This is a genomic window from Klebsiella sp. GW_Kp181, assembly GCF_040062315.1.
Classification (GTDB): Bacteria; Pseudomonadota; Gammaproteobacteria; order Enterobacterales; family Enterobacteriaceae; genus Klebsiella; species Klebsiella oxytoca.
Window position 1 is genome coordinate 90,953 of the sequence record NZ_JBEAFR010000089.1, and the last position, 18,238, is coordinate 109,190.

The 18,238-nt window shown below is 54.1% G+C and carries 17 protein-coding genes; 7 read left to right on the forward strand and 10 right to left on the reverse strand.

All coding sequences use genetic code 11. From position 1 onward, the window contains the following. Positions 1 to 52 precede the first annotated feature (52 nt). Positions 53 to 445 (forward strand): 8-oxo-dGTP diphosphatase MutT, encoded by a 393-nt coding sequence (gene mutT, locus ABLV11_RS27890; RefSeq protein ID WP_024273728.1) that lies wholly within the window; start codon positions 53 to 55, stop codon positions 443 to 445. Positions 446 to 498: 53 nt separating this feature from the next. On the opposite strand, the gene yacG is transcribed toward mutT, so the two are convergent. Genes yacG through coaE form a run of 3 tightly spaced genes read right to left on the reverse strand, consistent with a single transcriptional unit; the run spans position 499 to position 2,066 of the window. Continuing rightward, positions 499 to 693 carry a DNA gyrase inhibitor YacG gene (gene yacG / locus ABLV11_RS27895; RefSeq protein WP_004108106.1) on the reverse strand — a complete coding sequence of 65 codons (195 nt, stop codon included), beginning with the start codon at positions 691 to 693 and terminating at the stop codon, positions 499 to 501. A gap of 9 nt (positions 694 to 702) precedes the next feature. Next, entirely contained in the window at positions 703 to 1,446 is a 744-nt protein-coding gene (gene zapD, locus ABLV11_RS27900) for a cell division protein ZapD (protein ID WP_004108104.1), read from the reverse strand. Further along, entirely contained in the window at positions 1,446 to 2,066 is a 621-nt protein-coding gene (gene coaE, locus ABLV11_RS27905; protein ID WP_004108103.1) for a dephospho-CoA kinase, read from the reverse strand. The genes zapD and coaE overlap by 1 nt, the downstream gene beginning before the upstream one ends. A 346-nt stretch (positions 2,067 to 2,412) precedes the next feature. Between coaE and ABLV11_RS27910 the strand changes: the two genes are divergently transcribed. Further along, positions 2,413 to 3,456 carry a GMP reductase gene (locus tag ABLV11_RS27910; RefSeq protein WP_004108101.1) on the forward strand — a complete coding sequence of 348 codons (1,044 nt, stop codon included), beginning with the start codon at positions 2,413 to 2,415 and terminating at the stop codon, positions 3,454 to 3,456. Positions 3,457 to 3,485: 29 nt separating this feature from the next. Here the strand turns inward: ABLV11_RS27910 and hofC are convergent, their stop codons facing one another. From hofC to nadC, 4 genes are all read right to left on the reverse strand, one after another. Next, entirely contained in the window at positions 3,486 to 4,691 is a 1,206-nt protein-coding gene (gene hofC, locus ABLV11_RS27915; RefSeq protein ID WP_126488455.1) for a protein transport protein HofC, read from the reverse strand. Further along, the gene (gene gspE, locus ABLV11_RS27920) at positions 4,681 to 6,066 is read right to left on the reverse strand and encodes a type II secretion system protein GspE (RefSeq protein ID WP_126488456.1); all 1,386 of its coding nucleotides are present in this window, start codon (positions 6,064 to 6,066) and stop codon (positions 4,681 to 4,683) included. The genes hofC and gspE overlap by 11 nt, the downstream gene beginning before the upstream one ends. A gap of 10 nt (positions 6,067 to 6,076) precedes the next feature. After that, positions 6,077 to 6,508: a prepilin peptidase-dependent pilin gene (gene ppdD / locus ABLV11_RS27925; protein ID WP_004108095.1), complete on the reverse strand. Its 432-nt coding sequence runs from the start codon at positions 6,506 to 6,508 to the stop codon at positions 6,077 to 6,079. Positions 6,509 to 6,691: 183 nt separating this feature from the next. Beyond that, positions 6,692 to 7,585, reverse strand: a complete 894-nt coding sequence (gene nadC, locus ABLV11_RS27930) for a carboxylating nicotinate-nucleotide diphosphorylase (protein WP_004108093.1) — start codon at positions 7,583 to 7,585, stop codon at positions 6,692 to 6,694. Between the two features lie 202 nt (positions 7,586 to 7,787). Between nadC and ampD the strand changes: the two genes are divergently transcribed. Together ampD and ampE are read left to right on the forward strand one after the other, a co-directional pair. Next, on the forward strand, positions 7,788 to 8,339 hold the full coding sequence (gene ampD / locus ABLV11_RS27935) for a 1,6-anhydro-N-acetylmuramyl-L-alanine amidase AmpD (RefSeq protein WP_004108091.1): 552 nt from the start codon (positions 7,788 to 7,790) through the stop codon (positions 8,337 to 8,339). A gap of 9 nt (positions 8,340 to 8,348) precedes the next feature. Further along, positions 8,349 to 9,203 carry a beta-lactamase regulator AmpE gene (ampE, locus tag ABLV11_RS27940; protein WP_126488458.1) on the forward strand — a complete coding sequence of 285 codons (855 nt, stop codon included), beginning with the start codon at positions 8,349 to 8,351 and terminating at the stop codon, positions 9,201 to 9,203. A 31-nt stretch (positions 9,204 to 9,234) separates the two neighbouring features. Here ampE and ABLV11_RS27945 read toward each other — a convergent pair whose 3' ends face one another. The 3 genes from ABLV11_RS27945 to aroP form a co-directional block, all read right to left on the reverse strand. Then, positions 9,235 to 10,185 carry a family 43 glycosylhydrolase gene (locus ABLV11_RS27945; protein WP_126488460.1) on the reverse strand — a complete coding sequence of 317 codons (951 nt, stop codon included), beginning with the start codon at positions 10,183 to 10,185 and terminating at the stop codon, positions 9,235 to 9,237. Beyond that, positions 10,185 to 11,591: an MFS transporter gene (locus ABLV11_RS27950; RefSeq protein WP_004108084.1), complete on the reverse strand. Its 1,407-nt coding sequence runs from the start codon at positions 11,589 to 11,591 to the stop codon at positions 10,185 to 10,187. The genes ABLV11_RS27945 and ABLV11_RS27950 overlap by 1 nt, the downstream gene beginning before the upstream one ends. Positions 11,592 to 11,767: 176 nt before the next feature. Further along, positions 11,768 to 13,138, reverse strand: a complete 1,371-nt coding sequence (gene aroP, locus ABLV11_RS27955; RefSeq protein WP_163529310.1) for an aromatic amino acid transporter AroP — start codon at positions 13,136 to 13,138, stop codon at positions 11,768 to 11,770. 653 nt (positions 13,139 to 13,791) lie between these two features. On the opposite strand from aroP, the gene pdhR reads away from it, so the two are divergent. The 3 genes from pdhR to ABLV11_RS27970 form a co-directional block, all read left to right on the forward strand. After that, on the forward strand, positions 13,792 to 14,571 hold the full coding sequence (gene pdhR / locus ABLV11_RS27960; protein WP_004098632.1) for a pyruvate dehydrogenase complex transcriptional repressor PdhR: 780 nt from the start codon (positions 13,792 to 13,794) through the stop codon (positions 14,569 to 14,571). 241 nt (positions 14,572 to 14,812) lie between these two features. Next, positions 14,813 to 17,476, forward strand: a complete 2,664-nt coding sequence (aceE, locus tag ABLV11_RS27965) for a pyruvate dehydrogenase (acetyl-transferring), homodimeric type (protein ID WP_004108078.1) — start codon at positions 14,813 to 14,815, stop codon at positions 17,474 to 17,476. Positions 17,477 to 17,490: 14 nt separating this feature from the next. Then, positions 17,491 to 18,238 (forward strand): biotin/lipoyl-containing protein (locus ABLV11_RS27970; protein WP_348856134.1); only part of this gene is annotated, 748 nt, incomplete at its 3' end.

The window sequence follows — 18,238 nt, forward strand, 5'->3', positions numbered from 1 at the left end:
ACGTTGAATACAAGGGCGCAGATATCTGCGCCTTTTTTATGGAAGAAGCACAATGAAAACACTACAGATTTCCGTCGGTATTATCCGCAATGCGCGAGGCGAAATTTTCATCACCCAGCGAGCTGCCGACGCGCATATGGCGAATAAGCTTGAATTTCCTGGTGGGAAAATTGAAGAGGGCGAGTCGTCAGAGCAGGCCTTAGTGCGTGAACTACAGGAAGAAGTAGGTATTACAGTGAGAGCTTCCAGCCTGTTCGATAAGCTGGAGTATCAGTTTCCCGACCGTCATATAACGCTGTGGTTCTGGCTGGTGGAAAGCTGGGATGGCGAGCCGTGGGGGAAAGAGGGGCAGCCAGGGCGCTGGATAGCGCAAAGCGCGCTCGTCGCCGAAGATTTTCCTCCGGCAAATGAACCCGTGATAGCAAAACTAGCGGCCGGGAGTTAAGCCGGACCGGGCGAGACCGCGATCCGGCAAGGTATCTTTGGGCTAGCCCGGTTTTACTCTTTATCCTCACTCCAGCCATCGCTATCTGACAGATCGCTGCTGCTCGGGATGCGTTTCTCTTCCGCCGCCCATTCGCCTAAATCAATGAGCTGACAGCGTTTGGAGCAGAACGGACGATGTGGACTCTGCTCATTCCAGATCACAATTTTGCCGCAGGTTGGGCAATTAACGGTTATCTCTTCTGACATTTTCGCTCCTTAACAGCAGGCCAGTTCAAAATCAAAACGTTCCGGCACAATACCGTGCTCGCTGTCCAGCGGCATAAAGCGGATGGCAAAACGGCTCTTATGACCTGAAATTTGCGGGTAGAGCTGGCTGGCAAGATCCAGGCGCAGACGCAGCAGGTCGGCGTCCTCGCCGTTGTCCTGATAAAAACCGTTCAGGCTGGTCTGCTTACGGAAAGGTGCCGAGTTGCGGATGAGATCGAGAACAAGCAGCAAGGATTGCGTTAAAGGTTCAAGGCTGGTCAGCCACTTACCGACCTGCTCATCGCGGTATGCCTGCGGCATATGTAGCCAGATATGCAGCGTCGGGAGGTCAAAGCTACAGCAGCCACCTGGGATGCTTAAGCGCTGGCGCACCAGGGCGATCAGACGGTCTTCTCGCAGATACTGGCCGATCCGCGGGGCGGACATTAATGTGCTGCCGGATTGTTTTAGCTGCTGGCGTAATTCATTGATGCGATCCTGATCGACCCCCGGTACTTCTGCCCAGGATTGCAGTTTCCTCTGTTGGCGATCCAGCTCTTTCATCAGATCGGTACGGACTTCACCGCGTTCTAAAACATCTAAAAGATCGCCGATATTGCGGAAGAAATGCAGCGCATCCGCATGAGTGGTAATCGCCGGATGAACGGATAACTGCTGAAGTAAAAACTCAATGCGTAGCCAGGTGCGCATCTTTTCATTAAGCGGATGTTCAAAAAGAACAGGGGTATGCATTACGGTTTTTCCTGTGAGGCGGCCTGCGATGCCAGACGTTGATACTTTGCATGCAGGCGGGCGACAGCTGATGCTATGACATCAGGTGAACCCATATTTTCAATAACATCATCCGCTACGGCAAGGCGCTGCTCGCGCGTCGCCTGAGCGGCAAGAATATGTTCCGCATGTTGCCGACTGACCCGATCGCGAAGCATCGTACGCTCAATTTGCGTCTCTTTTGGCACATCGACAACCAGTACGCGGTCGGCTTTGGCGGACAAACCATTTTCGACCAGTAGAGGTACAACCCAGAGAATATAAGGCGAGGTGGCAAACTGTATCTGCCGACGCGTTTCCTGCTGAATTTGCGGGTGCAGCAGCGCGTTTAGCCAGCGCTTATCCTCGTCATGAGCAAAAATATGCTCGCGCAGAGCACGACGGTTCAGGGTACCATCTTCGTTGAGCATCTGCGCACCAAAGCGTTGAGCAATAGCGCTTAGCCCCGGTGTACCGGGCTCCACCACCTGGCGCGCGATAATGTCAGCATCAATAACGTTAACGCCGAGCTGTGCGAACGCATCGGCTACGGTACTTTTACCACTGCCAATGCCGCCTGTTAACGCCACCGTGTACGTCATACACCTCGATCCTGAAACTGACTACATGCATATTTTCAACAAACAGCGCCGTTATTTACGACATGACAGCGACGCCGCAGCTGTTTTATCGACGTAATATCGAACCGATAATCTACTGTCACCACGCATTCTGATTCTTTTTACACATGTAAATCAAGTGGTTGAAAATGATACGCTGGCGATTAAATATCGCGGGTTCGCTTTTGTCTATTCACCAGGTAAATTTATACGATTGTAGCGTAAAAAAAGTGAAAATCGCAGTCTTGCGCGGCCATGATTCGTGCGTATGATAACGTCACTGGAGTTGTGCTCTCACAATAATGCAATTAACCCCAGGAATTCGCACATGCGTATTGAAGAAGATCTGAAGCTTGGTTTTAAAGACGTTCTTATCCGCCCGAAACGCTCTACCCTCAAAAGCCGTTCTGACGTACAGCTGGAACGTGAATTCACTTTCAAACATTCTGGCCAGACCTGGTCTGGTGTGCCGATCATTGCCGCCAACATGGATACGGTGGGCACGTTTGCTATGGCCAAAGCGCTGGCTTCTTTTGGCGTTCTGACTGCAGTTCATAAGCATTACAGCGTTGAACAGTGGCAGGCGTTTGTTCAGGGCGTTTCTGCGGATGTCCTGCAGCATGTCATGGTCTCAACCGGCACTTCCGATGCGGATTTCGAAAAAACGAAGCAGATACTGCTGCAGAACCCGCAGCTTAGCTTTGTGTGCATTGATGTGGCGAATGGTTACTCCGAGCACTTCGTGCAGTTTGTGGCCAAAGCTCGCGAAGCCTGGCCGCAGAAAACTATTATTGCGGGTAACGTTGTGACCGGTGAAATGTGTGAAGAGCTGGTTCTTTCTGGCGCCGATATTGTGAAGGTTGGCATTGGTCCGGGGTCCGTATGTACGACTCGCGTAAAAACTGGCGTCGGATACCCGCAGCTTTCCGCCGTAATTGAATGCGCCGACGCGGCGCACGGCCTGGGCGGGCAGATTATCAGCGACGGCGGTTGTACTATGCCGGGCGATGTGGCTAAAGCATTCGGCGGCGGCGCGGATTTCGTGATGCTTGGCGGTATGCTGGCCGGTCACGAAGAAAGCGGCGGTACCGTAGTTGAAGAGAACGGCGAAAAATTTATGCTGTTCTACGGTATGAGCTCCGAGTCGGCGATGACCCGTCACGTTGGCGGCGTAGCGCAGTATCGTGCGGCTGAAGGCAAAACCGTTAAGCTGCCTCTGCGCGGCCCGGTTGAAAATACCGCGCGCGATATCCTTGGCGGCCTGCGTTCCGCATGTACCTACGTTGGTGCTTCACGCCTGAAAGAATTGACTAAACGCACGACTTTTATTCGCGTACAGGAACAAGAGAACCGCGTGTTCAACAGCCTGTAACGCAACTCGCTGGCGCGACTGCGCCAGCGCTATCCCCCCATCCCGCTAATGGCGTCGCCCAGATGAAAAATGGGTAAATACATCGCGACTACCAGCACGCCGACAATCGTTCCGGTAACGACCAGCATCATCGGTTCCAGTAAGGTGGCCAGGTTATCCGCCTGCTGTTGCGTCTGCTCACTGTGATGGCGAGCCAGATTTTCCAGCATGGTATCCAGCGAACCCGAAGCTTCACCGGTACGTATCAGTTGCAAACAGAGCGGCGTGAATCCTCCGCTGTCAGTGAGCGCCTGCCAGATGGGCGCGCCGTGAGTGATTTGCCGGGAAACCTGCTGCAGCCTTTGTCGCCATAGCGGACAGCTCAGGGTTTCTTCCACGCTTTGCAGGCCCTGCAGAAAGCTGATACCGGCGCTTTGCGTCAATGCGAGTACGGTAAATATCTGGCTAAGCCGCTGACCGCACAGCAGTTTGCCAAACACCGGCAGCTTATGGAGAAGTTTCTGACGATACAGCAGCCAGTCGGGCCTCTGGCAAATCAGTCGGTTGAGTATCGCAGGTAAAACGAGCAGCGCAGCGAGCAATGGCCAATAGTGAGTTAACCCTTCGCCAATGCCCATGACCGCGCGGGTCAGCAGCGGTAGCGGGGTATTGAAGGTTTGATAAATGGCAGCAAACTCTGGCAAAACAAAGCACAGCATTCCCATCACCACCAGTAGCGCCAGGGACAAAATAATCAGTGGATAGCGCAGGGCCTTTTTGACTTTTTCACTAAGCAGTAGCTGTTCTCGCTGTTGATGAGCTAACTGCGCGCAGCATAGCTCCAGTTTACCGGTAAGTTCTCCGGTGCGGATCATTGCCAGATAAAGCGGAGGAAAAGCTTCAGGCCATTTTTCAAGGGAGCCTGAAAGCGAAATGCCTTGCGCCAGATCCTCAGCCAGGGTTTGTAGCAATGCCTGCCACTGCGCGTTAGGCTGCTGCTGCGCCAGCAGTCCAAGCCCCTCAGCAAGGGGAAGACCGGCCTGGAGAAGGGCGGCCAGCTGGCGAATAACCTCACCGCTGTAGCGTGGATGCCAGAGGGACTTTTGCACACTACAGCGGCGCAGCGTAAGCGGGATGATTCGCTCTCGCTCCAGGCTTTGCAATGCCTCAGGGCGATTATCCTGCCAGAGCATTCCCTGACAGGGCATCCCCTGACCATCGATACCGTGCCAGCGCCAGAGTCGTTTAGTCGCCATGCGGGATCCCTAAAACGCGTACCACTTCTTCCAGACTTGTTATCCCACGCTCTACAGCCAGACAGCCGCTCTCAAACAGCGTCATCATGCCGGATTCCCGCGCCAGCGTTTCGATTTCCTCAGCGCTAAGGCCCTGGGTAATCGCCTGCCGCAGTGCGGTATTAACCGGCAGCAGTTCGAAGAGTGCCAGGCGACCGTAGTAGCCGTGATAGCAGTGCTGGCAGCCCGGAGCCTGCCACTGAGGAAGCGATCGCGGCCACAGGCTATGCGGGACGTTGGTCGAACTGCCGGTTTCACGGCGGCAGTGCGGGCACAGTTTCCGTATCAGGCGTTGAGCGACAACCAGCGAGAGCGCGGATGAGACCATCCAGCGCGCAACGCCCATCTGCTGCAGGCGAACCAGCGTTTCACACGTTGAATTGGTGTGTAACGTTGAGAGTACCAGATGCCCGGTTTGCGCTGCTTTTATCGCAATTTCCGCTGTTTCAGCATCGCGTATCTCTCCCACCATAACGATATCGGGATCCTGACGTAGCAGGGCACGCAGTACGCTGTGAAAAGTGAGCCCCGCGCGTGGGTTAATCTGCGTTTGATTCATTCCCATGATGGGGATCTCCAGCGGATCTTCCACGCTACAGATGTTGACCTCATCACGATTTCGCGCCTGCAGCGCGCTATAAAGAGTGACGGTTTTTCCGCTTCCCGTCGGACCGGTGACCAGTATCAGTCCCTGAGGTTGGTTAAGCGCCGAGCGAAAGGCGGCAAGCTGTTGTGAAGAGAGCCCCAGCGCTTCGAGGTCCAGCGTCTGCTCGACCTGGTGTAACAGGCGAAGAACGATTTTTTCTCCTCCACGGCAGGGAAGCGTAGCGATCCGAAAAGAGATCGGACGATCTGAGAGCGTAAGGGTGAACTGGCCGTCCTGCGGCGTTCGATGTTCGGCAATATCCAGATTGCCGAGCACCTTAAGCCGGGCGGTAATAGGTGCGGCAAGTTCCGGGGCCAGCGGCGTCAGAGAATGTAGTACGCCATCTACCCGCAGGCGAATTCTCAGTTGCTGTTCGCCTGGTTCGATATGAATATCCGATGCGCGCTGGCGCAGAGCTTGTTCCAGAAGATTATTGACCTGTTCAACGATGCTGGCTGAAGCTTCGACAGGCGGGGCAAGCGTTGCTATTCCCGGTGCCTGCAGCCGCTTGTCCATCCGATCCTGGCTCCAGCATTCGATATCAATCCTTTTCTGAGTCGCAAAACGTAGCGCCTCCAGCAGCTCCGGGGCAGGGGCATCAACCACGGCGATAGCGATAGTGTGTTCATTGCTGTCAAGCAGCAAGGCGTGATAGCGCTGGCAGAGAGGTATTAATTGTTCAGTTTTCATTGCTGCGGCCTCAGTTAAAACGGAACACGTCTTCACAGGCCTGCTTGAGTGCGCTATCACCGGTAATATTGCACACGCGCTGCCAGCCGGTAATGCCGTTAGCGTTATCCCAGTTCGGCGTCATCGTGACGCTTAAGCCATTGAGACTTTCCTGTCCGGTGAGCGTGACAACGCCTGCCGCCACGGTCATGGCCGAGACATAGCGAGTAGTCGCGGGCGAAGGGATACCGTTGCTGCCGCCATCGCAGGTGGTTATGCCGCCGTGCTCAAGCGCGCAAAGCTCAATGGCGGTGCGGAAAGGGACGAAGGTTTGCAGCATATCGGTAAGTGCTGCTTTTCGTAGGTAGTTCTGATAAGCCGGAATGCCGATTGCGCTGAGTATCGCGATGATTCCGATGACCACCATCAGTTCGATTAAAGTAAAACCACGTTGTTTGTCCATAAGTTGCTCCTTGTTATCCTCGGGAGCACTTTGCCGGGCTTTATTCTGCGATACGAGCAGCGGATCGCGCCTAAGGAAGCAGGCTTCCAGGCTTTTTTTGCGGGTTGCAGCGAGAGATTACTGGCGTGCGAGTCGGTTCGCAAAAGTGCGCCCCGGCATGAAGTGCAAACCGGGGCGAGGGAATTAGCGGAAACGCATAGAGAGATCAAGAGCGCGGACGTGCTTGGTCAATGCGCCTACGGAAATGTAATCGACGCCGGTTTCAGCGAATTCACGAATGGTGTCGAATGTGACGTTGCCGGAGACTTCCAGCGCTGCCTGGCCATTGGTGAGTTTGACCGCCTCGCGCATCATATCGGTAGTGAAGTTATCGAGCATAATAATGTCGGCACCGGCTTTCAGCGCTTCATCCAGCTCTTCAAGGTTTTCAACTTCGACTTCTACCGGAACATCCGGGTGCAGCCAGAACGCTTTTTCTACCGCCTGCCGTACCGAGCCGGAAGCGATAATATGGTTCTCTTTAATCAGAAAGGCATCGGAGAGACCCAGACGATGGTTGGCGCCGCCGCCGCAAAGAACGGCATATTTTAGCGCCGTGCGCAGTCCAGGCAGCGTTTTGCGTGTATCGAGCAGCTGAGTTTTAGTGCCGGCCAGTAGGTCGACATAGCGACGAACTTCGCTTGCCACCCCGGAGAGTGTCTGCACGAAATTAAGCGCGGTACGTTCGCCGGTAAGCAAAATACGCGAAGGGCCTTCCAGCTCGAACAGCGGCTGGTTGGCTTTTACCGCATCGCCATCGGCAACATGCCAGGTGAAGTTAACATCATCGCCCGCAAGCTGAATAAAGACCTCTTCCACCCAGCGTTTACCACAAAATACGCCGTCTTCACGGGTGATCACTACCGCGTGCGAGCGTGCGTCCTGCGGCAATAATTGGGCGCTAATGTCATTATTGGCATCCACTTCGCCGCCTAAATCTTCCCGCAGGGATTGGGCCACGGCATCGGTAATATCAAGATTAATACGCTCCAGCAGCGCGTCACGGCGGCGGTCGGGATTGTAGCGACGAGGCGTCATGAGAAAGCTCCAGATAGATAAGATTCAGAAGTGGGAAACATGCTAACCTGAACGACGTTTCCGTACCACATCCGCTTCATTTCGCCGGTGGTTTTCAGCGTGGAGTTTTTGGTGTTAGCCATCTGAAGAAGAGCGCAAATGATGCCGGGGATGCGATGGCTACGGTGCCGCGAATGCATAAGCTAGTAATAAGGAGATCAACATGCAGTTGAACGGGGGATGGCTGGTAGAAGCGCGTCGGGTTCCTTCGCCGCACTACGATAGCCGCCCGGATAATGAAACCCCTTCGTTGCTGGTGGTGCATAATATTAGCCTGCCGCCAGGTGAGTTTGGCGGGCCATGGATTGATGCCCTGTTCAGCGGGACGCTCGATCCGAATGCGCACCCTTTTTTTGCTGAAATAGCTCATCTTCGCGTTTCGGCACACTGTCTGATTCGCCGCGATGGTGAAATCGTGCAGTATGTCCCTTTTGATAAGCGTGCCTGGCACGCGGGCGTTTCCAGCTACCGCGGCCGAGAACGTTGCAACGATTTTTCCATCGGTATTGAGCTGGAAGGGACCGATACGCTGGCCTATACCGACGCGCAGTATCAGCAACTGGTTGCGGTTACCCGTCAGCTTATCTTGCTTTATCCGGCGATAGCTGACCATATCACCGGCCATTGCGATATTGCGCCCGTGCGTAAAACGGATCCCGGTCCGGCCTTTGACTGGGCTAAATTTCGCAGTCTGTTAACCCCGTCGTCAGAATAAGGAGATGCCATGACGTTGTTCACTACGCTGTTAGTACTTATAGCCGAGCGTTTGTTTAAGCTTGGCGAGCACTGGCAGCTCGATCACCGGCTGGAAGTGCTGTTTCGCCGGGTTAAGCATTATTCCCTGCTGACCACCGTACTGATGACGGCAGCGGCGGCGGTGGTCGTGTATGTTATTCAGCGCCTGCTGCAAGGGCAGCTGTTTAACGTTCCTTTGCTGGTGTTCTGGATCCTGCTTGGTTTGCTGTGTATTGGCGCAGGTAAAGTGCGTTTGCACTATCACGCCTATCTGAAAGCCGCGGTGCGCGACGATAGCCGCGCCTGCGATGCGATGGCCAGCGAGCTCACCCTGATCCACGGCGTGCCGCCCGGCTGCGACCAGCGTGAATATCTGAGCGAGCTGCAAAACGCGCTGCTGTGGATTAACTACCGCTACTATCTCGCTCCGCTGTTCTGGTTCGTTGTCGGCGGACCGTGGGGGCCGCTAACTCTGGTGGCCTATTGTACGCTGCGGGCCTGGCAGACCTGGCTGGCGCGTTATCAGACGCCGCGTCATCGCTTACAGTCGGGGATTGACGGCATTTTGCACGTAGTCGACTGGGTTCCGGTACGTCTGGTCGGCGTGGTCTACGCGCTGATTGGACACGGGGAAAAGGCTTTGCCTGCGTGGTTTGCTTCGCTGGGCGACCGCCACTCTTCGCAGTATCAGGTGCTGACGCGCCTGGCGCAGTATTCACTTGCGCGCGAGCCGCATGTGGATAAAGTGGCAACGCCGAAGGCAGCAGTCTCAATGGCGAAAAAAACATCGCTGGTGGTGGTCGTGATTATGGCGCTGCTGACGATTTACGGTACGTTGATTTAAGCACCTGCCCGCTGGCGGGCAGGTTCCGCTTTTAATTCGTCTCTGCTGCCGGGATGCCAAAATCAGGCATCCCGTTTTCTTGCCAGCGAATCAGCTTCAGGCGCGTATGGCGATTCGGATCGTACAGCGGGTCGCCTTCGATTTCGGTGTAGTTGCGCGCATGGTACACCAGCACATCTTCTCCCTCCGGTGTTTGCGTAAAGCTATTGTGGCCGGGCCCATACTGACGATTCTCATAGCTGGTACGAAATACCGGCTGCGGCGCTTTATGCCAGTTTTCCGGGCGGAGAGGGTCGGCGCTGACGGCTATCCACAGTAGGCCCATGCAGTAGTTTTCGTCGGTGGCGCTGGCGGAATAGCTGACGAACAGCTTGTCGCCATGGAACAGTACCGCCGGGCCTTCGTTCACCAGAAAACCTCGGCACTCCCAGTCGAACTCGGGTTGACTCAGCATGACCGGCTGACCTTTTAGCGTCCACGGATTTTCCAGTTCAGCCAGATAGAGGTTGGTATTGCCTTTAATTTCAGGATCTTTTTGCGCCCATAGATACCACTGCTTACCCTGATGGCGGAAAGTCGTGGCATCCAGCGCAAAGGTATCAAGCGGCGTTTTAATCTGGCCTTTTTCCTGCCATTTACCGGTTAACGGGTCGCTGTCCGCGCATTCCAGCGCGAACATGCGGTGCTGGAACATACCCAGCGCATCCAGATCGTGCGTGTGGCTGGCGGCAAAGTAGATATACCATTTGCCGTTAATTTTATGCAGCTCCGGGGCCCATATGAGCTGGCTCATTGGGCCGTTGTCCGGCTTACGCCAGACGACCACCGGCTGCGCGTCGCGCAAGCCTTCAAGGGTGGCTGAGCGACGGATTTCCAGACGGTCATACTCCGGTACCGAGGCGATAAAGTAGTAGCTATCCTGATGGCGCAGAATATAAGGGTCCGCGCGTTGTTCAATAAATGGGTTCGGCCAGTTTTTCATTATGCTTTCCTTACATGTTCGCCGGTTTTCAGTTCCTGATAGTCGTTGAGCTCGCTGTAGTTAATCCGACGTTTTTCGAGGTCGGACTGAATTTGCCGCATAAATTCGCGGTTTACCTTCAGCATACGCACCACGCCGGCGGTAATCAGATAGCCGACGCCGGGGATAACGCTGAACAGCAATACGATACCGTTAATCGCGGAAGCGCTTTGCTGCTTCGCGCCGGCATCGTAACCGTACCAGGATAGCAGGAAGCCAACCATCGCGCCGGCGATGGCCAGGCCGACTTTCAGGAAGAACAGATTGCCGGAGAAGCTGATGCCGGTGATGCGCTTACCGGTCTTCCATTCGCCGTAGTCATCAACGTCGGCCATCAGCGACCAGTGCAGCGGCGACGGGATCTGGTGCAGAATGTTCAGCAGGAAGTAGAGCACCATAATCATCATGGTGGCGTGCGGGTCGAAGAAATAGAACGCGCAGGAGAAAATCGCCAGGACGATATTGGTCCAGAAAAACACCTGCAGTTTGCACCAGCGGTCGGTCAGGACTTTAGCCAGCATACTGCCGATCATCATTCCGACAACCCCGAGGCTGATAAACAGCGTGGCGAAGTGGGTGCTTTGCTGCATAACCCAGGTGACGTAGTACATGGTCGCGGCCATACGGATAAAGCCCGGACAGACGTTGCACAGCGTTAACAGCAGGATGCGAACCCACTGGTCGTTTTTCCAGACGTCTTTTAGATCTTTTTTCAGCTCGTCGTTGGTCTGGACTGCGGGTTTTACGCGTTCACGGACGGTGGCGAAGCAGAACAGGAACATGCACATACCGATAATCGCCAGCACGGTCATCGCCATCTGGTAGCCTTTGGCTTTATCCTCGCCGCCGAACCAGTCCGCCATCGGCAGCAGCGTCAGGGAGAGCAACAGGGTAGCGATGCCGACCAATACGAAACGATATGACTGACAGGCCACGCGTTCCTGCGGGTCGTTCGTAATCACGCTACCCAATGAGCAGTAGGGGATGTTGATCGCGGTGTAGGTCAGAGAGAGCAGGAAGTAGGTGACGAAAGCATAGATAACCTTGCTATTGTACGTCCATTCCGGGGTGGTAAACATCAGGACGCTGAACAGCGCGTACGGGAAAGCGATCCACAGGAGCCACGGGCGAAAACGGCCATATTTGCTGCGGGTACGGTCTGCCATTGCCCCCATAATCGGGTCGGTCACGGCATCAATAACGCGTACGGAAAGCAGAAGCACCCCGACCAGCGCCGGTGCGAGACCAAAAATATCCGTATAAAAATAGTTAACAAACAACATGATGGCGCCGAAGATAATATTACATCCGGCATCGCCCATTCCGTAGCCTATTTTCTCTTTAACTGAAAGCTTATTGCCATTCATAGCGACGATCTCCCCGTTGCGGTATGGAGAGGATTATTAGTCGGGTAAGAGATGATTGCGTTGCAGGATAGGGTCGACGATATGGATAAATGGGTTATGACGAGGAAAGTGTGAAGCAGATAACAATGCGCTGTGCCCGCCAGCGGCGGGCGGGCACAGATTCAGGTGATGTATGATTATGCTTTAACGGCGCTGGCGGTTTTCTGCTTGAACAGATAACCGACGCCGAGAACGGCAATCCACACCGGGATAAGATAGACGGAAATCGCCATCCCCGGAGTCATCAGCATAATAACCAGCACCCCGACCATAAATAACAGGCAGATCCAGTTGCCTAACGGATAAAACAGCGCCGGGAAGCGGGTGACCACGCCCTGCTGCTGCTTAGCGCGGCGGAATTTAATGTGCGCCAGGCTAATCATCGCCCAGTTGATTACCAGCGCAGAAACCACCAGCGCCATCAGCAGACCAAACGCGGATTCCGGCGCGAAGTAGTTAATCAGTACGCACAGCGCGGTGACCAGCGCGGAAACGAGGATCGTATTAACCGGCACGCCGCGTTTATCGACGCTCATCAGCGCTTTTGGCGCGTTCCCCTGCTGGGCCAGACCGAACAGCATACGGCTGTTGCAGTATACGCAGCTGTTGTAAACGGAAAGCGCTGCGGTTAATACCACAATATTCAGGGCATTAGCGACGAAGGTATCGCCCAGTTCGTGGAAGATAAGGACGAACGGACTGGTATCGGCGGTCACGCGGCTCCACGGCAGCAGAGAGAGCAGAACGGCCAGCGATCCTACATAGAAAATCAGAATGCGGTAGATAACCTGGTTGGTCGCTTTCGGGATACTTTGCTCCGGGTTATCTGCTTCTGCGGCGGTAATACCCACCAGCTCAAGGCCGCCGAAGGAGAACATAATAATCGCCATCATCATCACCAGCCCGGTGAAGCCGTGCGGCAGGAACCCGCCTTGCTCCCACAGGTTGCGTACGGTAGCCTGCGGACCTCCGTTGCCGCTGAATAACAGCCAGCCGCCGAACAGGATCATCGCCACAACGGCGACAACTTTAATGATCGCGAACCAGAACTCCATTTCGCCAAACACCTTGACGTTAGTCAGGTTGATAGCATTGATGGCGATAAAGAAAATGGCCGCAGAAACCCAGGTGGGAATTTCCGGCCACCAGAACTGAACGTATTTCCCGACCGCGGTCAGCTCGGCCATGGCCACCAGAACGTAGAGAACCCAGTAGTTCCATCCGGAAGCAAAGCCCGCAAAGCCGCCCCAGTATTTATAGGCGAAATGACTAAATGAACCGGCTACCGGCTCTTCTACCACCATCTCGCCCAGCTGACGCATGATCAGGAAGGCAATGAAACCGGCAATTGCGTAGCCCAGAATAATACCGGGACCTGCATTTTGGATGACGGATGCACTACCCAGAAACAAACCGGTACCGATAGCGCCTCCCAGCGCAATAAGCTGAATGTGGCGGTTTTTAAGGCCGCGCTTTAGCCGATCGCTATGCTGTTGACCTTCCATCATGAAACCTCGTGTGTGGTTATGGTTATTATGTTTGTATGCGTCATCCATCAGGTGACTTCTTCGCTGTCCATCCCTGCCTGATAGCATAGTCAGCGAAGTTTCACTGAGCCTGCGCCCCGTTTTTCCCCGAGTGATGTAGCGCACATATTATTGTATGTGTGTAATTATCAAATTCCGTATGTGTACTTATTTGTTTACGCAAGGCAGAGAGGGTAATTCATGAAAAGGCCTTTCGTAACATGGAGAATAGTGATAAGCGCCGCTGAATGCACCTGCTTTATGAAGGGATGATGACGAAGCGAGCAAAAAGAAACCATTTGTAAATTATGCCAGCATACTCCGCATCTACTCCTTTCTTCTCTGTTATTCATGTTAAGTGAATTTATATTCATTAAAAAAGGCGTTGAATCGGTTCAGATAGCGTAATTTTTCGTTTCCATTTAGTTAATGCTACCTCCTTGTGAGTAAACACAACATTTGTGCAAAGTTACATTTATGAAATGTTATTTCTGTAAGGTTGTTAAAACGTGCCGGGTTTAATGATTTCAATCAAAACCTGTATGGACAGAAGGTGAATACTTTGTTACTTTAGCGATACGAACTATGAATTGGTAAGACCAATTGACTCCGGGCTAATGGCAGAGACAGGGAATATGGCCTACAGCAAGATCCGCCAACCAAAACTATCCGATGTGATAGAGCAGCAGCTGGAGTTTTTAATCCTTGAGGGGACGTTGCGCCCCGGTGAAAAGCTCCCGCCTGAACGTGAACTGGCAAAACAGTTTGACGTTTCCCGTCCCTCGCTACGTGAGGCTATTCAACGCCTCGAAGCTAAGGGGTTGTTGCTTCGTCGCCAGGGGGGCGGAACGTTTGTACAAAGCCGCCTGTGGCAGAGCTTCAGCGATCCGCTGGTAGAGCTACTGTCCGACCACCCTGAATCCCAATTTGATCTGCTGGAAACCCGTCACGCGCTTGAAGGCATTGCCGCATATTACGCAGCGCTGCGCAGCAATGATGAAGATCGTGAACGCATTCGCGAGCTGCATCAGGCTATCGAGCGGGCTCAGCAGTCGGGCGATCTTGATGCTGAATCCGATGCCGTCGTCCAGTATCAAATAGCCGTCACCGAAGCGGCGCACAATGTTGTGCTGCTCCATCTACTACGCTGTATGGAGCCAATGCTGGCTCAGAACGTTCGCCAGAATTTTGAATTGTTGTACGCCCGCCGGGAAATGCTCCCGCAGGTCAGCAATCATCGCACTCGAATTTTTGAGGCGATAATCGCCGGGGAGCCGGAGCAGGCGCGTGAAGCCTCGCATCGTCACCTGGCGTTCATAGAGGAAATTTTGCTGGATCGTAGCCGTGAGCAGAGCCGTCGTGAACGCTCACTGCGTCGTTTACAGCAACGAAAGGATGAGAACTCCGGTTCTTAAGCGCCATTTTTAGAGCGCGGCAACTAAACGCAGAACCTGTCTTATTGCACTTTTAGTTGTTCAAAATAATTTTGGGTGTATCGCGGCGGCAAGCGCGCGAATCCCCGGGAGCATAGTGAACTATGCGACTGGAGTGAGGTAGCGAAGCCAACAAAGAGACAGCCAGAAGCATGAAGAACAAAGAGCGCAATGGGACAGGTTCCAGATTAATCAACGATTAGATAGATAAGGAATACCCCCCATGTCAGAACGTTTACCAAATGACGTGGATCCGATCGAAACTCGCGACTGGCTACAGGCGATCGAATCGGTCATCCGTGAAGAAGGTGTTGAGCGCGCTCAGTATCTTATTGACCAACTCCTTTCTGAAGCCCGCAAAGGCGGGGTGAAAGTGGCTGCTGGCGCATCGACCGGCGGTTACGTGAACACTATTGCCGTTGAAGATGAGCCGGAATACCCGGGTAATCTGGATCTGGAACGTCGTATCCGTTCTGCGATCCGCTGGAACGCCATCATGACCGTTCTGCGCGCATCGAAAAAAGATCTCGAACTGGGCGGCCACATGGCTTCTTTCCAGTCTTCCGCAACCTTCTACGAAGTGTGCTTTAACCACTTCTTCCGCGCACGCAACGAGCAGGACGGCGGCGACCTGGTTTACTTCCAGGGCCACATCTCTCCGGGCGTCTATGCGCGTGCTTTCCTGGAAGGTCGTCTGACTGAAGAGCAGATGAACAACTTCCGTCAGGAAGTTCACGGTAAAGGTCTGTCCTCTTATCCGCACCCGAAACTGATGCCTGAATTCTGGCAGTTCCCGACCGTCTCTATGGGTCTGGGCCCAATCGGTGCGATTTATCAGGCTAAATTCCTGAAATATCTGGAACACCGCGGCCTGAAAGACACCTCTAAACAGACCGTTTACGCTTTCCTCGGCGACGGTGAGATGGACGAGCCGGAATCTAAAGGCGCGATCACCATCGCAACCCGTGAGAAGCTGGACAACCTGGTCTTCGTAATCAACTGTAACCTGCAGCGCCTTGACGGTCCGGTTACCGGTAATGGCAAGATCATTAACGAACTGGAAGGCATCTTTGGCGGTGCTGGCTGGAACGTTATCAAGGTTATCTGGGGCGGTCGCTGGGATGAGCTGCTGCGTAAAGATACCAGCGGTAAACTGATCCAGCTGATGGAAGAAACCGTTGACGGCGATTACCAGACCTTCAAATCCAAAGACGGCGCCTACGTGCGTGAGCACTTCTTCGGTAAATATCCGGAGACCGCAGCGCTGGTTGCCGACTGGACTGACGAGCAGATCTGGGCCCTGAACCGCGGCGGTCACGATCCGAAGAAAGTCTATGCTGCACTGAAAAAAGCGCAGGAAACCAAAGGCAAAGCTACCGTAATCCTTGCCCATACCATCAAAGGTTACGGCATGGGTGACACCGCCGAAGGTAAAAACATCGCTCACCAGGTTAAGAAAATGAACATGGACGGCGTACGCTACGTCCGCGATCGTTTCAATGTGCCGGTTGCCGATGCTGATATCGAAAAACTGCCGTACGTAACCTTCCCGGAAGGTTCCGAAGAGCACACTTATCTGCACGCCCAGCGTCAGAAACTGCACGGCTATCTGCCGAGCCGTCAGACCCACTTCACTGAGAAGCTGGAGCTGCCGACCCTGGAAGATTTCCGTCCGCTGCTGGAAGAGCAGAACAAAGAGATCTCGACCACTATCGCGTTCGTACGTGCCCTGAACGTGATGCTGAAGAACAAATCCATCAAAGACCGCCTCGTGCCGATCATCGCCGATGAAGCGCGTACCTTTGGTATGGAAGGTCTGTTCCGTCAGATTGGTATCTACAGCCCGAACGGCCAGCAGTACACTCCGCAGGACCGTGAGCAGGTTGCTTACTACAAAGAAGACGAAAAAGGCCAGATTCTGCAGGAAGGTATCAACGAACTGGGTGCCGGCGCCTCCTGGCTGGCTGCTGCGACTTCTTACAGCACCAACAACCTGCCGATGATCCCGTTCTACATCTACTACTCCATGTTCGGGTTCCAGCGTATCGGCGATCTGTGCTGGCAGGCTGGCGACCAGCAGGCTCGCGGCTTCCTGATCGGCGGGACTTCCGGTCGTACCACGCTGAACGGCGAAGGTCTGCAGCACGAAGATGGCCACAGCCACATTCAGTCTCTGACTATCCCGAACTGTATCTCTTACGATCCGTCTTACGCGTACGAAGTTGCGGTCATCATGCAGGATGGTCTGGAACGTATGTACGGTGAAGCGCAAGAGAACGTTTACTACTACATCACCACGCTGAACGAAAACTACCATATGCCGGCGATGCCGGAAGGTGCCGAGGAAGGTATCCGTAAAGGTATCTATAAACTCGAAACCGTTGCAGGTAGCAAAGGTAAAGTTCAGCTGCTGGGCTCCGGTTCTATCCTGCGTCACGTGCGTGAAGCAGCGCAGATCCTGGCCAACGACTACGGCGTAGGCTCTGACGTGTACAGCGTTACCTCCTTCACCGAACTGGCGCGCGATGGCCAGGACTGTGAACGCTGGAACATGCTGCACCCGCTGGAAACTCCGCGCGTTCCGTACATTGCCCAGGTGATGAACGACGCTCCGGCGGTTGCGTCTACTGACTATATGAAACTGTTCGCTGAGCAGGTTCGTACTTACGTACCGGCTGATGATTACCGCGTACTGGGTACCGACGGCTTCGGTCGCTCTGACAGCCGTGAAAACCTGCGTCACCACTTCGAAGTTGATGCTTCCTACGTGGTGGTAGCAGCGCTGGGCGAACTGGCTAAACGTGGCGAAATCGATAAGAAAGTGGTTGCGGAAGCCATCACTAAATTCAACATCGATGCAGATAAAGTTAACCCGCGTCTGGCGTAAGAGGTAAAAGAATAATGGCTATCGAAATCAAAGTACCGGACATCGGGGCTGATGAAGTTGAAATCACCGAGATTCTGGTCAAACCTGGCGACAAAGTTGAAGCTGAACAGTCGCTGATCACCGTAGAAGGCGACAAAGCCTCTATGGAAGTCCCGTCTCCGCAGGCTGGCGTTGTTAAAGAGATTAAAGTCTCCGTCGGCGACAAAACCGAGACCGGTAAACTGATCATGATTTTCGATTCCGCCGATGGTGCAGCAGCCGCTGCACCTGCGCAGGAAGAGAAGAAAGAAGCCGCTCCGGCCGCCGCTGCGCCTGCAGCCGCGAGCGCAAAAGAAGTTCACGTACCGGATATCGGCGGTGATGAAGTTGAAGTCACTGAAATCATGGTTAAAGTGGGCGACACCATCGCCGCTGAACAGTCGCTGATCACCGTAGAAGGCGATAAAGCCTCTATGGAAGTTCCGGCGCCGTTCGCGGGTACCGTGAAAGAGATCAAGATTAACACCGGCGACAAAGTCTCAACCGGCTCCCTGATCATGATCTTCGAAGTAGCGGGCGCAGCGCCTGCCGCAGCTCCGGCAAAAGCGGAAGCCGCTCCGGCTGCTGCTGCACCGGCAGCTTCGGGTTCTAAAGAAGTTCACGTTCCGGATATCGGCGGTGATGAAGTTGAAGTCACTGAAGTGATGGTTAAAGTGGGCGATAAGATTGCCGCTGAACAGTCGCTGATCACCGTAGAAGGCGATAAAGCCTCTATGGAAGTTC